The sequence below is a fragment of the Telluribacter sp. genome, assembly GCF_035998675.1.
Lineage (GTDB): Bacteria > Bacteroidota > Bacteroidia > Cytophagales > Spirosomataceae > Telluribacter.
The window spans coordinates 122,725-142,027 of sequence record NZ_DASYHI010000013.1 but is presented as its reverse complement, the minus strand read 5'-3'; the positions used below and the strand labels follow the sequence as shown (position 1 = coordinate 142,027).

Here is a 19,303-nt window from a genome sequence, read left to right as displayed (position 1 = left end):
AAACAACAATGATCAAGAACTACCTCAAAATCGCCTGGCGAAACCTGCTCCGGCACAAAGTATTCTCCGGCATCAACATCGTCGGGCTGGCTATTGGTATGGCGGCCTGTTTGCTCATTCTTCAGTTCGTCGCTTTTGAACTGAGCTACGACGACTTTCACGAGAAGGGTAAGCGGATTTACCGCGTTCAGCAGGACCGCTACAACGACGGAAAACTAAGTACCCAATGGGTGTCAGGGGCTTATGCCGTCGGTAATTCGTTCAAGGATGCGTTCGAAGAAATAGAGGAGTACGTCAAGATTGTCGGGTCCGGGCCGCTGGTGGTAAATGGTCAGGACAACGAGCAGCTGAAGATCGATAAAATATACTTTGCCAGTCAGGCTTTTTTCAAGGTGTTTTCGTATCCGTTACTGGTGGGTGACGCGCGCACGGCCCTGGCCGAACCCAATACGGTCGTTCTCTCCGAATCGGTAGCCCGCAAGCTGTTTGGTACGACCGAAGTACTGGGGAAAACGATACAGGCCAACCGTGACCGGACTTTTAAAGTAACGGGTGTTTACAAGGACTTTCCCGTAAACTCACATTTTAAGGCCAGCATGCTGGGGGCCTACGCCACCTTTGTAAAAAACATGGGACCCGACAACAACCCGGAAAACGCCTGGAACTGGGACGGCTGTATTACCTACCTGTTGGTACGGCCCGGCACTGATCCCAGGGCCCTTGAAGCCAAGTTCCCGACGGTCGTTGACCGACTGGCAGGCGAGGAGCATAAGCGCTATAACTCGGCGGCCATCTACCTGCTGCAGCCGCTCCGCGACATCCACCTGTATTCCCACTACATAGGCGAAACAGAGCCCAACGGCGACGGCAAGACCGTGTACCTGCTGCTGGCGATAGCCTTCTTTATAGTAGTTATTGCCTGGGTAAATTATGTAAACCTGGCTACGGCGCGGGCCATTGACCGGGCCAGGGAAGTAGGTATTCGCAAGGCAGTGGGCTCGCAACGGAGCCAGTTGATCAGGCAGTTTATGTTTGAATCATTTCTGCTCAATGGCCTGGCGGTAGCCCTGGCGTTGTTGCTGGTAGCTACTGCCCTACCGGTCTTTAATGATTTGTCGGGACAAAATCTGACGCTTTCCCTGCTGAGTAGTGCCCGTTTCTGGCTGGCTTTGCTGGTATTGTTTGTGATCGGGGTGTTTTTCTCGGGGCTTTACCCGGCGTTTGTACTTTCCGGTTTCCGACCCGTTGTGGTTCTAAAAGGCCGGATGGTCAATACGCGGCAGGGTGTCTTCCTGCGTAAAGGGTTAGTAGTGTTTCAATTTGCGGCTTCGTTGTTTCTGCTGGTGGGTACCCTGGCTGTTTACCAGCAGATCCAGTACATGCGGCAGCAGTCACTGGGGCTGAACATTGACCAGACCCTGGTGATTCGTCCGCCCATCGTCCGGGATGATTCTACCTTTATGCAGCAAATGGAAGCCTTCAAGGGCGAATTGTTGCGTCAGTCCAGCGTCCGTAGTATTACGGCGTCTACGGCCATTCCGGGCGAGCCCGTGGGCTGGAACGCCGGGGGCATCCGGCTGAAAGGGATGGATGAAAGCAAGGGTACGCAGTACCGCATTATTGGGGTTGACTATGACTACCTCAACGCCTACGGTCTGAAACTAGTAGCAGGCCGGAACTTCGCCAAAGATTTCGGCACCGATCCCAAAGCCGTTATCTTCAACAAAATGGCGATTAAACAACTGGGCTTCGACAAGCCGGAAGAAGCCATTGGTAAGGAGATCTTCTTTTGGGGCGATATCTTTACGGTCGTAGGCGTTGTCGAAAACTTCCATCAGCAGTCGCTGCGGGAAGCGTACGAGCCCCTTATTCTGCGGCTCATTCCGGACGTGCGTGGGTACTTCTCCGTAAAGATGGCCCCCGACGAAGCTCAGAAAACCATTGCCACACTTCAATCGGCCTGGAACCAGTTTTTTCCCGGTAATCCATTTGATTACTTCTTCCTGGATCAGCATTTTGCCGAGCAGTACCGCGCCGACCAGCGGTTCGGGCAGGTATTCGGCTTTTTTACGACGCTGGCGATTCTGGTAGCCTGCCTGGGGCTGTTCGGCCTGGCTTCATTCACCACCATGCAACGGACCAAGGAGATCGGCATCCGTAAGGTACTGGGCGCCTCGGTACCTGAGATTCTGCAATTGCTGTACAGAGAATTTGCCGTGCTGGTGATAGTAGCGTTCTTTCTGGCAGCACCCCTGGCCTGGTACGCCATCACCAGCTGGCAGGAAAGCTACGCTTTCCGCGCCGACCTGAACGGCTGGTTGTTTGTATTACCCTTTGTGGCAGTACTGATCATCGCCATTCTGACGGTCAGTTTCCAGAGTATCAAAGCCGCTCTGATGAATCCGGTAAAGTCGTTGCGAAGCGAGTAGCAAAGGGTACCTTCTGTTCCGAATTCCCTTTCCGGCCTGCGTCCGTACCTGAACAAAACTGTCCGATATCGGACAGTTTTGTTCAGGTATATAAGTATAAATAATTGATATACAGAAGCATGATTAAGTTGGTATAGCTTTTTATTTGTTCCTGAGAATAACTCCAAAGCCATGTTCAAAAACTACCTCAAAATCGCCTGGCGGAACCTGCTGAAAAACAAGGTTTACTCTTTTATCAACATCATGGGGCTAACGGTCGGGATGTCGGCCTGCTTCCTGATATTTATGTACGTTAATTTTGAGCTGAGCTACGATGCTTTCCACTCCCGGGTCGACCGTATTTACCGGTTGGCAACGGATATAAAAACCCCTTCTGAAACCATCAATACCGGAATTACTTCCTGGGCTTTTGCCCCGAACATCAAGAATGATTTGCCCGAAGTAGAAGCCTTTACCCGGGTGAGTGGCGGTAGTCTGCTGGTCAGGAAAGGCGATGTAAAGTTTCAGGAAGAGAAATCACTCTATGCCGATTCGTCGCTCTTTCAGGTATTTGACTTTGAGTTAATAAAAGGAAATCCTAAAACCGCGCTGAAGGACCAGCTCAGCATAGTATTTACCGAAAAAGCCGCCGAAAAGTACTTTGGTAAAGAAGACCCAATGGGGCAAACCCTGCTGCTTACGGGCGAAGGGCTGGTGGCAACGGTAACCGGCGTTATCAAGGATATGCCGGAAAACTCCCTGATTAAGGCCGACATGTTTGTGTCCATGACCACCTTTACCGAACGGTTCAACAAAGGCATTGATGAGCAATGGGGTAACTTCGGGGCCACTACGTTTTTACTTCTGAAGCCCGGCACTACCGGAGCTGCACTGGAAAAGAAGTTTCCGGCATTTCTGGAAAACCGGGCCGGAAAACTAATGAAGGAAAACCAGATGCACTACACGCTGTTTCTGGAACCGCTAAAAGATGTATACCTGCACTCGACCCGGAATGACGGCGAAAGCGGAAGCGCCAACAACGTGTACATATTTTCAATCGTTGCCATTTTTATCCTCCTTATTGCCTGTATCAACTTTGTGAACCTGACCACCGCCCGCTCGGCCGAGCGGGCTAAGGAAGTAGGCGTCCGGAAAGTAGTAGGCGCTCCCCGGGCGCTGCTGGCCCGGCAGTTTATCGCGGAGTCCATTCTGCTGTGTATGATAGCCTTTGTGTTGTCCATCCTGCTATCCGCCCTGCTGATTCCGCTGTTTAATACGCTGGCCGGTAAAATCATCAGTACGGGCATTTTCCAGAACGGCTGGTACATTCTGGGCATGTTTGGAGCGGCCATCGGCATTGGTTTGCTGGCGGGTTTTTATCCGGCCCTGGTACTTTCCTCTTTTGAGCCGGTGGTGGTACTGAAAGGTCGCTTCGCGACCAGTGTCCGTGGTATCCTGCTCCGCAAAGGGTTAGTGGCCGCTCAGTTTGCTATTTCCATTGCCCTGATCATCGCTACCATCGTGGTGTTTACCCAGATGAACTACATGCGGGACCGCGACCTGGGTTTTAGCAAGGACCAAATGCTGATTGTGAACTCACAGGGCGACCCGGCCAAAGAAACCTTTAAAGAATCCATCGCCAGTATTTCCGGAGTTATGTCCACCGCGCTTTCGTCCAGCGTACCGGGTGGAGGTAATCCCGGAGCTTATTCAGAAATTGAAAATAAGAGTGGCGACCTGCAGATTGCCAATCTCGACCTGTACTTTGTTGACTTTGACTATATCCCGCATTTTAACCTGAAAATGGCTGCGGGACGGCCCTTTTCCCGGGAATTTGGTACCGATACTACCCAGGCTATGGTTATGAATGAAGCGGCTACCAAGCTATTCGGGTATAGCACACCGGAGGAAGCCATCGGCCGCCGGTTCAAACAGTGGGGACGTGAGGGTAAAATTGTAGGAGTGATAAAGGATTTTCATTTCCGGTCCTTGCAGGAAAAGATCAAGCCGCTTACTATGCGTATAGAACCAGGAGGAAGCAGTCTGGTATCGGTAAAATTAGCGGGTGGTAACCTCCCCGTAACCATCAAGGCCATTGAAGCCAGGTGGAACCAACTGGTACCCAACCGTCCGTTCAGCTACTACTTCATGGATGAGTTCTTTGACCGGCAATATCGCAGCGAGGAGCGTTTTGAGAAGCTATTCCTAAACTTTGCCATTCTGGCTATTTTTATCTCCTGTCTGGGTCTGCTGGGGCTGGCTTCGTACAGTACCCTGCAGCGTACCAAGGAAATAGGCGTTCGAAAAGTAATGGGAGCTTCCATCGGCAGCATCGTAGGGCTACTATCCAAAGATTTCCTGAAGCTGGTGCTGATTTCCTTTGTTATTGCTTCACCCATTGCCTGGTACTTCATGTCCGAATGGTTGCAGAACTTTGAATACCGCACCGACATTCACTGGTGGATATTCCTGGTGGCGGCTGTCATGGCCGTTACTATTGCCTTTGCCACCGTCAGTTTCCAGAGTATCAGGGCGGCCCTGATGAATCCGGTGAAAAGCTTGCGGAGTGAGTGATGGAAGGTTCTTTATGTCGTACCTGCTCTTTCAGGCATGCGTCCGCCTCTGAACAGAACCGTCCGTAATCGGACGGTTCTGTTCAGAGGTAGGAGTATAAATAGCTGATTTACAATAGTATGAATAGGTTGGTATAGCTTTTTACATGTCCTTTAAAATAACTCCAAGGCTATGGTCAAAAACTACCTTAAAATCGCTTGGCGGAATTTATTTCGGCATAGAAACTATACGCTACTAAATATCGCAGGGTTGGCTATAGGGCTTGCTAGTGCAGTGTTGATTTTGCTTTGGGTGAATTACGAAGTCAGTCATGACCGATTCCATGTCCGACACGACCGGATTTATCGGATTATGCTGAACCTATCATCTCTATCAAATGAAACGCAAACTTATGACGCTGTGCCGATGCCTATGGCAGACGCAATCAAGGCCAATATACCGGGCATTGAACGGGCAACACGTTATTCGTGGGGAGAGCGGTCACTTTTTTCCTTTGGCGACAAATCGATAATAGAGGAAGGACGAGCCGCGGAGCCCGATTTTTTGAAGATTTTTAGTTTTGAACTTTTGAAGGGCAACCCCGCGACAGCATTGACCGAACCTAATACGCTTGTGTTGACCCAGCGGCTGGCCCGTAAGTATTTTGGCGATACGAATCCGATTGGAAAACAGATTCAATTAGAGCGAGCCGAGACCTACCGGGTAGTTGGCGTGATCGCTGATATTTCCCCCAATTCATCGCTTAATTTTGGGTATCTGCGTCCCTTTCGAACCGAAGAATTGCAATCGACTGATTGGGGAGAAAACAACATCCAGCTATTCGCATTGCTAACCCCAGAAGCTAGCCTGACCACGGTTCAGGCGCAGCTTCAACGTATAGTACAGCGACAACTGCCTACCTTGAAAGACCGCACGTACTTTCTCCAACCCCTCAACGATTGGTACCTCCGCTCTAGCTTTAAAAACGGAAAATACAGTGGCAATGGACGGATTGTCTATGTTTGGCTATTTAGCCTTGTAGCAGTACTCATTTTATTGATTGCAGGAATCAATTTTGTGAATCTTTCTACCGCTCGGGCTACTCAGCGAGCCAAAGAAGTCGGAGTTCGGAAGGTAGCCGGAGCAAGTCAGAGCCGATTGATTGGCCAGTTCCTTAGCGAATCATTTATGCTAACGGGCGTAGCTGGCATAGTGGCTATCGGACTGGTTTCGACGGCTCTCCCCTTTTATAATGAGCTTATTGAAAAACCCTATTTCGGCGCACCCGCCGAGTTACTAATTTCCATTGATTGGTACAATCCACGCTACTGTATTGCTTATGTAGGAATTCTGTTACTGTTGGGACTAGCAGCAGGCCTGTATCCAGCTTTTACTATGTCGTCTTTCCAGCCAGCACGAGTGCTGAAAGGCTTGCACGACAAAAATGGCCAAAATACGATTTGGTTGCGTAAATCTTTGGTCGTCGTGCAGTTTACTGCTTCTATTCTGCTTCTAATTGGGACGATGATAATTTATAGGCAAATTCAGTTTATTCAAAACATCAACCTCGGTTTTCAAAAAGACAATTTGATTTACTTTAACACAGGAAATATAGATATTTCTAATATTGAACCCATTATGGAATCTTTTGCCCAAATTCCAGGTGTACAAGGTCTTACTCGGTCTAATACTGATTTTTTAAGCGTAGCCAGGGCAGTCTATCCCAATTGGCCTGGTCAAACTTCCAGATCACGAGCCTTGGCTGGGATACTGAATGGTGATGAGCACCTGCTCGCTACAATGGGAATTCAACTTAAAGCAGGACGGGACTTTTCGTCTTCCTTTGGCACCGATTCGGCCAATGTTTTACTCAACGAAGAAGCCGTAAAGCGTTTCGGGTTTAAAAATCCGGTTGGTCATCCGATTACGGTAGATGGTATTTCCGGTACAGTGATTGGGGTAGTCAAAGATTTTCACTTAACCAGTATTCACTCGCGTATCGAGCCACTAATCATTCGGTTCCAACCGTTGGAAACGCAACTCCTTTTTGCCCGAATTGATGGGCGAAATGTCTCTGGTACTATAGAAACGCTGGAACAAACCTACCAAAAGCTAAATCCAGGTTTTCCTTTTAACTTCATTTTTCTGGACCAGGGCTATGATTGGATGTACCGTAGCGAGCGGCAGGTCGGCACGCTGGCAAAATGGTTTGCAGGATTGGCGCTATTTATTTCCTGCCTCGGTATCTTCGGCCTTGCTACCTTCACTGCCCAGCAGCGTACCAAGGAAATAGGCGTACGAAAAGTTATGGGCGCTTCCATTGGTAGTATTGTGGGGCTGCTTTCCAGGGATTTCCTGAAACTGGTACTCATAGCGTTTGTCATTGCGGCGCCTGTTGCCTGGTACTTCATGTCCGAGTGGTTGCAGAACTTTGAGTACCGCACCGACATTCACTGGTGGGTATTCCTGGTGGCGGCGGTCATGGCCGTGACCATCGCCTTTGCCACCGTCAGCTTCCAGAGTATAAAAGCCGCCCTGATGAACCCGGTGAAGTCGCTGCGTTCCGAGTGAAAAGCTAAGAGCTAAAAGCGAAAAACGGGCAAGGTACCTACACCTGGAAATGCAAAGTGTTGCGTCACTATAACCCATAAAGATCTAATAACTAACAGCTTATAGCTAACAAGCTTGCGAAGCCTATGCTCAGAAATTACTTTAAAATAACGCTTCGAAATCTGTGGCGTAACCCGCTCTACAGCGGGCTGAATGTGGTGGGCCTTACCCTCGGACTCACCTGTGGACTGCTCATGACGGCCTACGTACTGGACGAACTCAACTACGACCGTTTCCATACCAATGCAGACCGCATAGTACTGCTTCAGCAATTTGAAGAATCGGGCGTGAGCGGGGGCCAGCTAGCGACTGATTTTAAGGAACGCTTTGCTCAGGTAGAACAGGTAGTGCGGCTCAAACAGGCGGCTCCTCTGCTGACCAGTCCCAATTTGAGTTCGTACGAGGAGAACTTCTTCTTCGCCGATAGCAGCGCTTTTGAAGTATTTACGCTGCCACTGATACAGGGAGATCCGAAAACGGCTCTGGTTGAGCGCTACGGCGTAGTACTGTCGGAAACGATGGCGCAGAAGTACTTTCCAAAGCAAAACCCCCTGGGCCAAACCCTGCGCTACGACAACAAACATACATTGCGCGTAACGGGCGTCATGCGTGAACTGCCAGGCAACTCGCACCATAAAATCCATTTTCTGGCCAATTACGCCAATGCCAACGAACTGCTGGGCTGGGACGTCACCACCAACCTCTGGGCCGGCAGTACCTGGACCTACCTGCTCCTTGCGCCCGGTGCCAGTTCGCAGGCTCTGGCGGCACAGTTTCCGGCCTACCTCAAATCACTGAACGACCCCAACGCAGCCGTCTGGAAATTTAACCTGATTCCGCTGACCGACCTCTACCTGCGTACCAGCCTCATTGCCCCCAATCGCCTGATGTACGTAACGATCTTCTCGGTGGTAGCGTTGCTGATTATGGCCATGGCGGCTTTCAATTACGTTAATCTGGCCACGGCTATTGCGACTAAGCGGGCAAGGGAAGTAGGCGTTCGCAAGGTACTTGGTTCTACGTCGGGGCAATTGTGGAGCCAGTTTTTTGGCGAAACTGTCCTTTTTGTGGGGGTAGCCCTGGTCCTGACGGCACTGGTAGTACCCATGGTACTTCCGGCTTTTAACGAACTGGCTGATAAAAATCTAAATCTTGTAGGGCTGTTCACTACCGGCCGGATGGCCGGACTACTGCTGGGCCTGACGGTCCTTTGCTTTCTGGCCGGAGGGTACCCCGCCTTTGTGTTGTCATCATTTCGTCCGGCGGCGGTGCTGAAGGGAAGTCTGGCCGGATTGCTCGGAGGTACCCGTACGCCCCTGTTGCGGCAGGCGTTGGTGGTGGGGCAGTTTGCTGTATCCATTGTGATGATTGTGGCGACGCTGGTGGTATCCAGTCAGCTGCGGTACGTACAGACCAAGAATCTGGGCTACCAGCGGGAGCAGGTACTGGTGCTGAATCTGCACGACGCCAGTGTGGAGGCCAAGCAGCGGTTTAAGCAGGAAGTGCAGAAGCTGTCGGGCGTTGTGTCGGCCACGCAGAGTTACAGTGTACCGGGCAGCGGCAGTCTGCGTGGCGAAAAACTGGTAGCGGATTATGCTCCTAAGGGCGCCACCGACCTGACCATCAACCGCCAGTCTATTGACGAAAACTTCCTGGAAACCTTTGGTATAAAACTCATTCAGGGTCGCAATCTCGACGCTGACCGCCCCACCGACCGCAAGGTGTTCCTGGTCAACGAAGCGGCTATGAAGTACTTTGGCTGGGACAACATCGAGGGCAAAATGACGGGTTACTATACCTTTGAGTACGACCCTACTGGCGGCTACCGCGAGGTACCCCAGCGGGGACAGGTAGTGGGTGTGGTGGCCGACTACCACCAGAAGAATCTGAAAAGTACCATTCCGCCCATGATTTTCTCGTTGCTGGACGGCTGGGAAAATCAGGTGTCGGTGAAGCTCGAAGCGGGCAATGTACCGGCCAGCATGGAGCAGGTGGAGCGGCTGTGGAAGCAGACATTCCCGGCTACGCCCTTCGACTACGAGTTCCTCGACGACTTTTTCCAGCGCACCTACCGTGCCGACCGACAGGCCGGGCAGGTTTTTGGCCTGTTTGCTGTGTTAGCCGTTTTGATATCCAGCCTGGGTTTATTTGGGTTAGGTACTTTTGCCGCTGAGCGCCGAACCAGGGAAATCGGAGTGCGTAAGGTAATGGGAGCCAGCCTGGCCAATATCCTGACACTTTTGTCGGCCGACTTCCTCCGTCTGGTGGTCATTGCCCTGCTGATTGCAACCCCCATTGCCTGGTACGCTATGAGCCGGTGGTTGCAGGATTTTGCTTACAAGACCGACATCCAGTGGTGGATATTTCTAGTGGCAGGAGTACTGGCCGTAGGTATTGCCCTGCTAACTGTCAGCTATCAGTCGCTGAAAGCCGCGCTGATGAATCCGGTGAAGTCGCTGAGGAGTGAGTAGTAAGGTGGAAAGGAGAAAAGCAGTAAAGGAAGAATGGCGACCGTACTCAGAAATAGAGAAGGAAGAACAGACTACGGTGCTAAAATTGACTTGTATTGCTGCTCAAACTCTTCATAACGAAGTACCTGAATGGGAGGAAAGCCTATGGTTTTTATCTGATGTATATGGCGGTCATTGCTGATAATAAAATCAGATTGGCTGGCAATGAAGCAATCAATAAATTTATTGTCATCTTTATCATTTTCAATAAGTTGCCACAAATAAGAGGGGTTGTGCAAATGGATATTTGGTAGCATTAGGAGGAAATCAAGAGTAGTATCAGTTCGCTGGATGCCGTACCGCAGGGATACTTGCTCCTGATACTCCGTCAGGATTTCGTTAGACACAGCCAACTCATATTTTCCCTGGATTAACGACTGATACAACCAGTGGTATTTATAATGAGGAGCAAGAGAAACTAAAAAGACATTGGTATCCAGAACAACCCTTAGTCTATTCATTAAGCCAGCGGTTCAGGTCTTCTTCGGTTATGTTCTTTTCAGATACGGCCTGTTCTACTCTACTGATAAGTTTATCAGAGAAATAGTCAGCCAATAGTTTTCTGATAGCGAAAAGGTCCTCTTCGTCCGGCTGAAATGAATAGACATTGAGCAGTTCAAGTTGTAATGAACTTAGTTTTTGATTTTCCATACCATCTCTCTCTTTTTGATATATAACAAAAATACAAAAAAATCGGGCGAGACGTAGCGACACAAAGTTTTGCGTCTCTGTCAAACCTCAAAAAGCGTATTGCCTACTGCTATGTTAACAAACTACTTCAAAATAGCCTGGCGGAATCTGTGGGGACAGAAAGTGTTCTCCTTTATCAATATTATAGGGTTGACGGTGGGGCTGACCTGCTGCTTTTTGATTGGGCTGTTTGTGCGGCACGAGCTGAGTTACGACCAGTTTCAGGAGCGTTTTGACCGCATCTACCGCGTTACGTACCTGCCCCGCTTCGCGGGTTTGGAGCAGCCGCTGGCCCTGACGCCCCCGCCGGTGTCGCCGCTGCTGGCCGAGACGTTCTCTGAGGTAGAAACCTCCGCCCGCATGTTCCGGAGTCCGGCTACGGTGGAAGTAAAGGGCTCGGACAGCGAGGCCGCGGCCAAGTACGACGAGGAGCGCTTCTTTTTTACGGACCCCGCTATTCTGGATATTTTCTCCTTTGAGTTTGTAAAAGGAAATCCACGGGAGGCGCTGCGGGACAAATTCTCGATAGTACTGACCGAGAAAACCGCGCAGAGGTACTTTGGCGAAGCCGACCCATTGGGGCAGACCATCACCTACGAAGGTAAGTACCCCATGAAGGTGAGTGGTGTGGTCAAAGACTTCCCCGATAACTCCCACATTCACCCGGAGCTACTGGCGAACTACGAAACCATGTACGCCACCGAAAACGAGCGGGCGCGTCAAAACCTGCCGTTCAACTGGGTGATTTCCCACTCCTTTACCTACGTACTGCTCCGGCCCGGTCGCTCGCCCGAGCAGGTTGATGCCAGCTTCCCGCAGTTTATCAAAGCCCACGCCGACGCACAGGTCGCCGATGGCATTGAGTACCAACTTGAGCCCATAAAGGACTTCTACCTGCGCACCGAAGCGGACAACACACCCGAGCCGGTAGGTAGTATGTCCCGGATTTACGTGTTTCTGGGTATTGCGGGGCTAACGCTCCTGATTGCCTGTATCAACTTTATCAATCTGTCCACGGCCCGCTCGCTTAAACGCGCGAAGGAGGTAGGCATCCGGAAGGTACTGGGTAGTCAGAAGCAGCAGCTGGTGATGCAGTTCCTGGGTGAGTCGCTGCTGCTGAGCGCGCTGGCGCTGGTACTTTCGCTGGCCCTGATTGGCGGTCTGCTGCCCCTCCTGAACCAGTTGACCGACAAGCAACTAACCATGCAGTACTTCCTGAACGACGGCCTGCTGGTACTGCTGTTTTTTGGGGTAGCGCTGGGGGCGGGTCTGCTATCAGGAATGTACCCGGCCCTGGTGGTGTCAAGCTTCAAGCCGGTCACGACGTTGAAAGGCAACTTCCTGAGTGGCAAAGCGCGGGGTGGGGTACTGCGTCAGGTTTTGCTGGGGGTACAGTTTGTGACGTCGGTGGCTTTGATTATCGGTACGCTGGTGATGTGGCAGCAGCTGGATTTTCTGCAGAACCAGCCCCTGGGCTTCAACAAAGACTTTATCATTACGGCCAATATCCGTAATCCCAAGATCACGAATGTATTCGCTACTGCCTCAGACAGCAGCTATCAGCGACTGAGTACCTTCCGCGAAAACCTGCTCCGTAACCCGCAGGTAGAAGCGGTTACGCTGTCGAGTCAGCCGCTGGGCAACGGCAGTGTCCGGCGCAACGTAGTACCCGAAGGCCGCACCGCCGAGGACAACCTGTTTGTGTCGGTGCTGGCGGTAGACTACAACTTCGCCGATACCTACGGGCTGCAACTGGTAGCCGGGCGGGATTTTTCGGAACAGTACGGGACCGATAAAACCGAAGGGTACCTGATTAACGAAACGGCCGTGAAGGAATTTGGCTGGCCTTCGCCCGAGGCGGCGGTCGGAAAGACGCTGAACGTGGAAGGTCGGGCCGGTCGGGTAGTAGGGGTACTCAAGGACTTTCATAACCAGTCGTTGTACGGGCCTATCACCAGCCAGGTCATGAGTATTATACAGCCACAGTTGACGCTGGTGTCCGTGAAGCTCCGGCCCAACCAGGTAGAGAGTACCCTGAAGGCTGTACAGGCTACCTGGGACAAGTACTTTCCCGAAAAGAGCTTTGAGTATGGGTTTGTAGACCAGAACCTGGCGCAGATCTACGACCGTGAGCAGCGACGTAGTACTCTCATCAGCTACTTCGCCGGACTGGCTATCCTGATTTCCTGCCTCGGCCTGTATGGCCTGATATCACTGGTAACGCAGCAGAAAACCCGCGAAATCGGTATCCGCAAGGTACTGGGCGCGAGTGTGGGGAGTGTAGTAATGATGCTTTCCAAAGACTTTGTACTACTGGTACTGGTAGCCATGGTCATTGCCTCGCCTATTGCCTGGTACTTCATGGACAAGTGGCTGGCCGAGTTTGAATATAAGATCGACATGAAGTGGTGGATGTTCGCCGCCGCTGGCCTGTTGGTGACGGTGATTGCGTTGCTGACGGTAAGTTTTCAATCTATAAAAGCCGCGCTGATGAATCCAGTAAAGTCATTGAAAACGGAATAATATTTAACTTATAATGTATAATGAATGGAGGTACATCCCGTAGAGAAGCAAGATTTTGTGTCTCTTTAAATGCCTACAGCATAAAGCATACAGCCTAAAGTCATGTTAAAAAACTACCTGCGTATCGCGCTGCGCCAGCTTTGGCGTAACCGACTGTTTAGTCTGCTTACTATCCTGGGCCTGACCGTGGGACTGGCGGTAAGTATGTTCATAGCTATGTACGTATGGCACGAGCTCCACTACGACCGCTTCCATCCCTTTGCGGAGCGTACGTACCTGACTGTATCGGTTTCTAAATTTGATGGTAACGATATAATAACTTATGGTCTGCACGAAAGCTTCGGACGTGAGGTGAAACAACAGCTACCTGAAGTAGAGCAGGTAGTACGCTACACCGAAGGCTCTGGCGCCGTAGTGCTCCAGTCCGATGCTGAGCACCGGTTCAAGCAGGATAAAATTGGCTTTGCGGATAGTACCCTACTAACGGTACTAGGCTTTAAGTTAGCCGAAGGCGACTACCGAACCGCCCTGAGCCGACCCGGACAGATTGTACTGACCAGGGACGTGGCGGAGCGGTACTTCGGCGACCAGAATCCGGTCGGCCGCACGCTCCTGTACGACAAGCAGTACCCGCTTACCGTATCTGGGGTATTCGAGGAGCTTCCTACCAACAGCGTGTTTGGGTTCAAGTCGCTGATTTCTCTCCCAACTTGGCCTACCTTAGGGCCTGTTGCAAAGAGAGTGTTTGAGTATTCAGGTTTCTTGGAAACATATCTGGTGCTACGCCCCGGAACAGACATAGAAGCCTTTGAAAAAAAGCTAAAAAGTATCAGTACCGGCCCCAAGTTCCTGTTAGGAGAAAAATACGTGCTGGACCCGCTGCCTGACCGCCACGTTGACAGCCGGATCGGGTCATCAGACGCCCGAAAGACGCTCAACATTTTCCTGACCATCGCGCTGCTCATCCTGGTACTGGCGGTGATTAACTACGTCAGCCTTACCACCTCGCGGGCTACCAAGCGGGCGCGGGAAGTAGGGGTACGCAAGACAGTCGGTGGGCAAAGCGGCGAGCTTATCTGGCAGTTCTTCCTTGAATCTTTTCTAAGTACCACGCTGGCTTTTGGGCTATCACTTGTGCTGCTGCAGGCGCTCTTTCCCTGGGCTCAAAACGCCCTCGAGCTTCCCCTGGACAACCGGGTACTTAGCCAGCCTTCCTACTGGTTACTGTTAGTGCTGCTATGGCTGGGGTGCTCGGTGCTGTCGGGCATCTATCCGGCTCTGATGCTGTCCCGGTTCCGGCCACAGGAAATCTTGAAAGGTACCGTGCATTCGGTGAACAGCGGGGCGGGGCTGCGGCGTATTTTTACGACTATCCAGTTTACGGCTTCGGTGGGGCTGCTGATTTGCAGTATCGTTATTTATAGCCAGATGCGGCTGCTGCGTACCAAAAACATTGGCATAAACCGCGACCAGATTGTTTCGGTCAAAATAGATCCGGAAATGGCTGGTCGCTTTCCGGCCCTGCGCGATGATGTACGGCAGTGGGCCGGAGATAAGAATGTGGCGGTGACCAATACGGCTTTGTATACCTTTAATCTGATGACCTCATTCATGACGGTACAGAAGACCAAGAAGGAAATGATGGTGAATGTCGTTTTAGCTGATAAAGCTTTCTTCAACCTGCTGGGGATTGGGTGGGTACACAAGCCCCTGGCTTGGGATCAAAAAGCGGTGACGAAAGAGTTACTGGTGTTCAATAAGACTGTGATGCTGGAAACTGGTATGAAAGGAAATCCTATTGACCAGCCCGACCCATTTTTTGGTGAGTCTATGGATGGTATAATGGAAGATTTTCATTTGCGAAGCCTGCACGGAGAAGCGAGCCCGGTACGGATGACCATCATGAGCGACACCAGCCGGGCGCTAGTAGCGAACGGCGGACACATGCTGGTAAAGCTACCCTCGCGGACAGATGTACCCGACGCGCTGAGCCAGCTCGAAAAAATATACAATAGGTTTCAGCCGCAATACCCTTTCGACTACTACTTCCTGGACGACGCCTATAACCAGCTGTACCAGAAAGAAATACGGACCGCCCGTCTTATCAATGGCTTTACGGCGCTGACGCTGCTGGTCGCGGCCCTGGGACTTCTGGGACTGATTACATTCACCGTCGAAACCCGTACCAAGGAGATTGGTATCCGTAAGGTACTGGGTGCCAGTATTCAGAGTGTAGTACTGTTGCTGTCCAAAGATTTTATCCTCCTAATCCTGGTTGCCATCCTAATTGCTTCGCCGCTGGCGTGGTACTGCATGAATCAATGGCTGGAAGGCTTTGCCTATAAAATTGATATAGCCTGGTGGATGTACGCCGGAGCGGGCATGCTGGTAATCGTGATTGCACTACTGACAGTCTCGTTTCAGTCGGTCAAGGCAGCCCTGATGAATCCGGTGAAGAGCTTACGTAGTGAGTGATTTAATGTATAATGGAGAATGTATAATTAAGAATAAGGAGTGGTAATGTAATAAAGTCGTAGGTGATAAATTACTGGAAGTGTGATAATTACTTACTTTTACATTTCCTTTACACTCTTTTACGCGCGATGTTGAGTCTTTGAAAAAGCAGCCGTTACATTTGTCTGGTACACTAAATAGTTATTCAACATGAAAAACAAAACCGGACTTATGTTTCTGGTGGCCTACGGGCTGCTGACCAGTCTGACCTACGGGCAGGACCCCTTCAAACACTGCACCGCTGCTTTTCTGGATACCCGGCTGGTAGTGAATGAATACAGCCCCAAAGGCAAGTGCGTACTACCCTCCACTTCGGTAGGTACCCTCACCGTCCAGACCGTTAATTTGTCTGCTGACAAAATCAGCCGAATGGCCGAAATCCCATTCAAAGTCGCTATTCGGGATAAAGAGACCCAAACGCTGGTGATGTACGCGAAAGAGGATTTTAAGCAGGTTGATATTCAGCAGGTACTGACCCGGTGCAAGCGCGGCGACTCCATTGTCCTGCTTTCCGTGGATAACCAGTACGCATTACCTCACAACGAAATTCTGGTCCAATGAGAAATCAATCAACTAGCAGAAAAATAGCAGGTGTCCTGCTGATAGTGGGTATCTTGACCCTGGCCCAGAGCAGCTTTACCAGGAAAGAAGCCGGGGATATTTCCCGACGCCAGGTTATGTTTAATAATATGCCCTTAACTACCTCTACCATGCTGCTCGACGCCAGGGGCGTACTGGCTATGGTAGAGGGTGATCCGGCGGATGTGAATGCTAAAAAGATTCCGTTCCAGGCATTCATCAAACGGGGCGATGTGATCATCAATCAGGCTTCTACTAGGACCAGCAGGACGGCAAATGAAGTTGAAGTCGGGAAGCTGTTACTAGGAGCCAAAAAGGACGATGAACTGATCATAAAGTCCATCGGAGAGAACGCCGAACAAACGCGTCGGGTATTAAAGTTAGGAGGATATAGAATTTACCATTGGTTCCCGATTGGCCCGGTATCCGCCGGTGGTGGGTGCTAGCAGGTAGTGATTTTGGACAAGCAACATGATTAGCTGAATAAGTATATAAGACGCTATCTAGTAAGTACTTAAAAAAACTAATAGCTAATAACTACGTAGGTATGAATAAAGTCGTGGTGGGTACTGTGCTGTTGCTGTCGGTGCTGTTGTTTGCGCAGTTTGTCGGACTGGCTCCCGAAGATAATCGACGGGAGGATGAACGTCAGTTTGCGCAGAAAGCAGACCTGGCCCTGCGGCGCACAGCCCACCACCTGCTGCTGGAAAAAGGCGACTCTACCACCCGCATAGCGCCGGTACGCCACGTCAGTAAAACGACTTACATCATTCAGTTAGAAGAATCCTTTGACTACGACCGCATTCCGGGCCTGCTGCAGGAGTCACTTACGCTTCACCACATCAACACCGGCTACAATGTCGCCGTGCTGGATTGTGAAAAGGGTGAATTACAACTGGGCTACAACATTATTGACTTTACCGAAACCGGCGAAGTACCCTGTACTGGTCGGCAGCAGGTAGGCGGTTGTCACCTGCTGCAGGTAACCTTCGCCGCGCCCGAGCCAACGCCCCCACCCGTAGGTAGGTGGTGGGCGGGCGCGTTGGGCTTTTTACTGGCAACCGCCGTTGGGCTGGTATGGTACCGAAGTACCCGCACGAAAGACCCGGCTACCGCTCCTTCTACCTCTGATGACAGCCGCCCGGCTGGCATACAGATCGGACAAACTCTTTTTTATCCTGCTGACCAGTCGGTGGAAGTGGCTGGTACCCGCCAGTCGCTCACTTACCGGGAATCGAAACTGCTGCACCTTTTCGCCGAACGTCCTAATCAACTACTTGAGCGCAACTTTATCCTGAAATCGGTCTGGGAGGATGAGGGCGTCATCGTGGGTAGGAGTGTGGATGTGTTCGTGTCCCGGCTGCGCAAGCTGTTACAGCCTGACCCCAGCCTCCGCCTCGTAGCGGTACACGGGGTGGGGTACCGGCTGGAGGTACGTGCGGAAGGAGAGGTGTGAGTACTTGAAAGAGTAACTATTAAATAAACATATATACTACTTAGCCATGAAAAAACTCCTGACAGCATTAGTACTCTGCACATTGGTTCAATGGGTGGCAGTCCCGACCGCCACCGCCCAAAAAAGGACAGGACTGGATTTATCACAAGTACTTAGTTCCAATAGCTTTAAGGCCCAAAACCGGCAGGCAACTCTCCTGACCGGCGAATCCAGGAAAGCCATTCACCTGGACGCCAAACCCGGCGCAGGGATCATCTGGCTCAATGACGTAGAATTTAGCAACGGCGAAATAGAATTTGATGTACGTGGCAAGGACGTTTTGCAGCAGAGCTTTCCGGGGATAGCCTTCCACGGAAAAGATTTGGAAGCCTACGATGCCATTTATTTCCGCCCTTTCAATTTCCGGGCCGATGACCCCGTCCGCCGCAGCCACAGCGTGCAGTACATATCCATGCCCGGCTACGACTGGCCCAAACTCCGCAGCGAATTCCCCGATAAGTACGAACAACCCCTGGCCAACGCTCCCGATCCCAACGGCTGGTTCCACGTAAAAGTAGTGGTCGCGTCGCCCAAAGTAAGCGTATTTGTCAACGGAGCCGAACAGCCCAGCCTGGTGGTGGACAAGCTAAGTACCCAGCAGACGGGTTCGGTGGGGCTGTGGGTCGGCAATAACTCAGAAGGTGATTTTGCCAATCTTACGATCAAACCTGCTACTGGTAAATAAGAACTGGATTCGCTGATATGATGCTACCCCTTTCAAACTCATACTGTTTGCAGGTACAGGGCTTCCAGTTCATTAGCCGAAATATCCCGTGCACTTAGGACCGATTCCAGGGAGCCCTCCTTCATAATACCAATCCGGGTGGCTACTTCCCGCGCTCTGAATATATCATGGGTAGCCATCAGAATGGCCGTCCCCTGCACGGCAAGAGTTTTCAGGATTTCCGAAAATTCATTCGAGGCTTTGGGGTCAAGTCCGCTGGTAGGCTCATCCAGCAGCAGCACCTTCGCTTTTTTGGCCACTGCGATGGCTATTCCTACTTTTTGCCTCATCCCCTTTGAGTACCCCGACATACGCTTATCGAAAGCCTGGGGTTGCAGACCCGCCGAAAGTAGCAGGTCTTCCAGTTCCTTTTTAGAATAATCAAATCCAGCCAGGGAAGCAAAAAAGTCAAGGTTTTCAATACCCGTCAGGTTCGGATACAGCATGACCGTTTCCGGAATGTAGGCCAGATGTTTCTTTATTTCCTGCGGCTGCTCATCTACCCGGATCTCATTGATAAAAGCGGCCCCTTTGGTAGGTTCTATAAAGCCAAGAAATAAGTTGATAGTAGTTGTTTTTCCAGCTCCGTTCTGGCCCAGCAGGGCAAATATTTCACCTTCCCGGATGGTCAGATTCAGGTCGTTCAGGGCAGTATGGCTGCCATATTTTTTTGTTAAATTTTTAGCTTCCAGCATAA

General features: G+C 51.0%; 13 protein-coding genes. 10 read left to right on the top strand and 3 right to left on the bottom strand.

The window, feature by feature from the left end:
* Nucleotides 1–8 precede the first annotated feature (8 nt).
* The 4 genes from VGN67_RS05550 to VGN67_RS05535 all read left to right on the top strand — a co-directional run bounded on the left by VGN67_RS05550 (nt 9) and on the right by VGN67_RS05535 (nt 10,042).
* Nucleotides 9–2,429: an ABC transporter permease gene (locus tag VGN67_RS05550; protein ID WP_327485786.1), complete on the top strand. Its 2,421-nt coding sequence runs from the start codon at nt 9–11 to the stop codon at nt 2,427–2,429.
* Between the two features lie 171 nt (nt 2,430–2,600).
* Nucleotides 2,601–4,982, top strand: coding sequence for an ABC transporter permease (locus tag VGN67_RS05545; protein WP_327485785.1), 2,382 nt, complete (start codon nt 2,601–2,603; stop codon nt 4,980–4,982).
* 171 nt (nt 4,983–5,153) lie between these two features.
* A complete protein-coding gene (locus VGN67_RS05540) occupies nt 5,154–7,532 on the top strand; it encodes an ABC transporter permease (protein WP_327485784.1) in 2,379 nt (792 codons plus the stop codon).
* Nucleotides 7,533–7,657: 125 nt separating this feature from the next.
* Complete coding sequence (locus VGN67_RS05535; RefSeq protein WP_327485783.1) at nt 7,658–10,042, top strand: ABC transporter permease; 2,385 nt, start codon at nt 7,658–7,660, stop codon at nt 10,040–10,042.
* A 71-nt stretch (nt 10,043–10,113) separates the two neighbouring features.
* Here the strand turns inward: VGN67_RS05535 and VGN67_RS05530 are convergent, their stop codons facing one another.
* Entirely contained in the window at nt 10,114–10,542 is a 429-nt protein-coding gene (locus tag VGN67_RS05530; protein ID WP_327485782.1) for a putative toxin-antitoxin system toxin component, PIN family, read from the bottom strand.
* Nucleotides 10,535–10,732 (bottom strand): hypothetical protein, encoded by a 198-nt coding sequence (locus VGN67_RS05525; protein WP_327485781.1) that lies wholly within the window; start codon nt 10,730–10,732, stop codon nt 10,535–10,537. Before VGN67_RS05525 ends, VGN67_RS05530 begins: the two co-directional genes overlap by 8 nt.
* A 111-nt stretch (nt 10,733–10,843) precedes the next feature.
* On the opposite strand from VGN67_RS05525, the gene VGN67_RS05520 reads away from it, so the two are divergent.
* From VGN67_RS05520 to VGN67_RS05495, 6 genes are all read left to right on the top strand, one after another.
* A complete protein-coding gene (locus tag VGN67_RS05520; protein ID WP_327485780.1) occupies nt 10,844–13,294 on the top strand; it encodes an ABC transporter permease in 2,451 nt (816 codons plus the stop codon).
* Nucleotides 13,295–13,396: 102 nt separating this feature from the next.
* Nucleotides 13,397–15,769 (top strand): ABC transporter permease, encoded by a 2,373-nt coding sequence (locus VGN67_RS05515; protein WP_327485779.1) that lies wholly within the window; start codon nt 13,397–13,399, stop codon nt 15,767–15,769.
* A 189-nt stretch (nt 15,770–15,958) separates the two neighbouring features.
* Nucleotides 15,959–16,369, top strand: coding sequence for a hypothetical protein (locus tag VGN67_RS05510; RefSeq protein WP_327485778.1), 411 nt, complete (start codon nt 15,959–15,961; stop codon nt 16,367–16,369).
* Nucleotides 16,366–16,833: a hypothetical protein gene (locus tag VGN67_RS05505; RefSeq protein WP_327485777.1), complete on the top strand. Its 468-nt coding sequence runs from the start codon at nt 16,366–16,368 to the stop codon at nt 16,831–16,833. The genes VGN67_RS05510 and VGN67_RS05505 overlap by 4 nt, the downstream gene beginning before the upstream one ends.
* Nucleotides 16,834–16,934: 101 nt before the next feature.
* Nucleotides 16,935–17,843 (top strand): winged helix-turn-helix domain-containing protein, encoded by a 909-nt coding sequence (locus tag VGN67_RS05500; RefSeq protein ID WP_327485776.1) that lies wholly within the window; start codon nt 16,935–16,937, stop codon nt 17,841–17,843.
* A gap of 46 nt (nt 17,844–17,889) precedes the next feature.
* The gene (locus tag VGN67_RS05495) at nt 17,890–18,567 is read left to right on the top strand and encodes a family 16 glycoside hydrolase (RefSeq protein ID WP_327485775.1); all 678 of its coding nucleotides are present in this window, start codon (nt 17,890–17,892) and stop codon (nt 18,565–18,567) included.
* A gap of 38 nt (nt 18,568–18,605) precedes the next feature.
* Here VGN67_RS05495 and VGN67_RS05490 read toward each other — a convergent pair whose 3' ends face one another.
* On the bottom strand, nt 18,606–19,301 hold the full coding sequence (locus VGN67_RS05490) for an ABC transporter ATP-binding protein (protein ID WP_327485774.1): 696 nt from the start codon (nt 19,299–19,301) through the stop codon (nt 18,606–18,608).
* Nucleotides 19,302–19,303 lie beyond the last annotated feature (2 nt).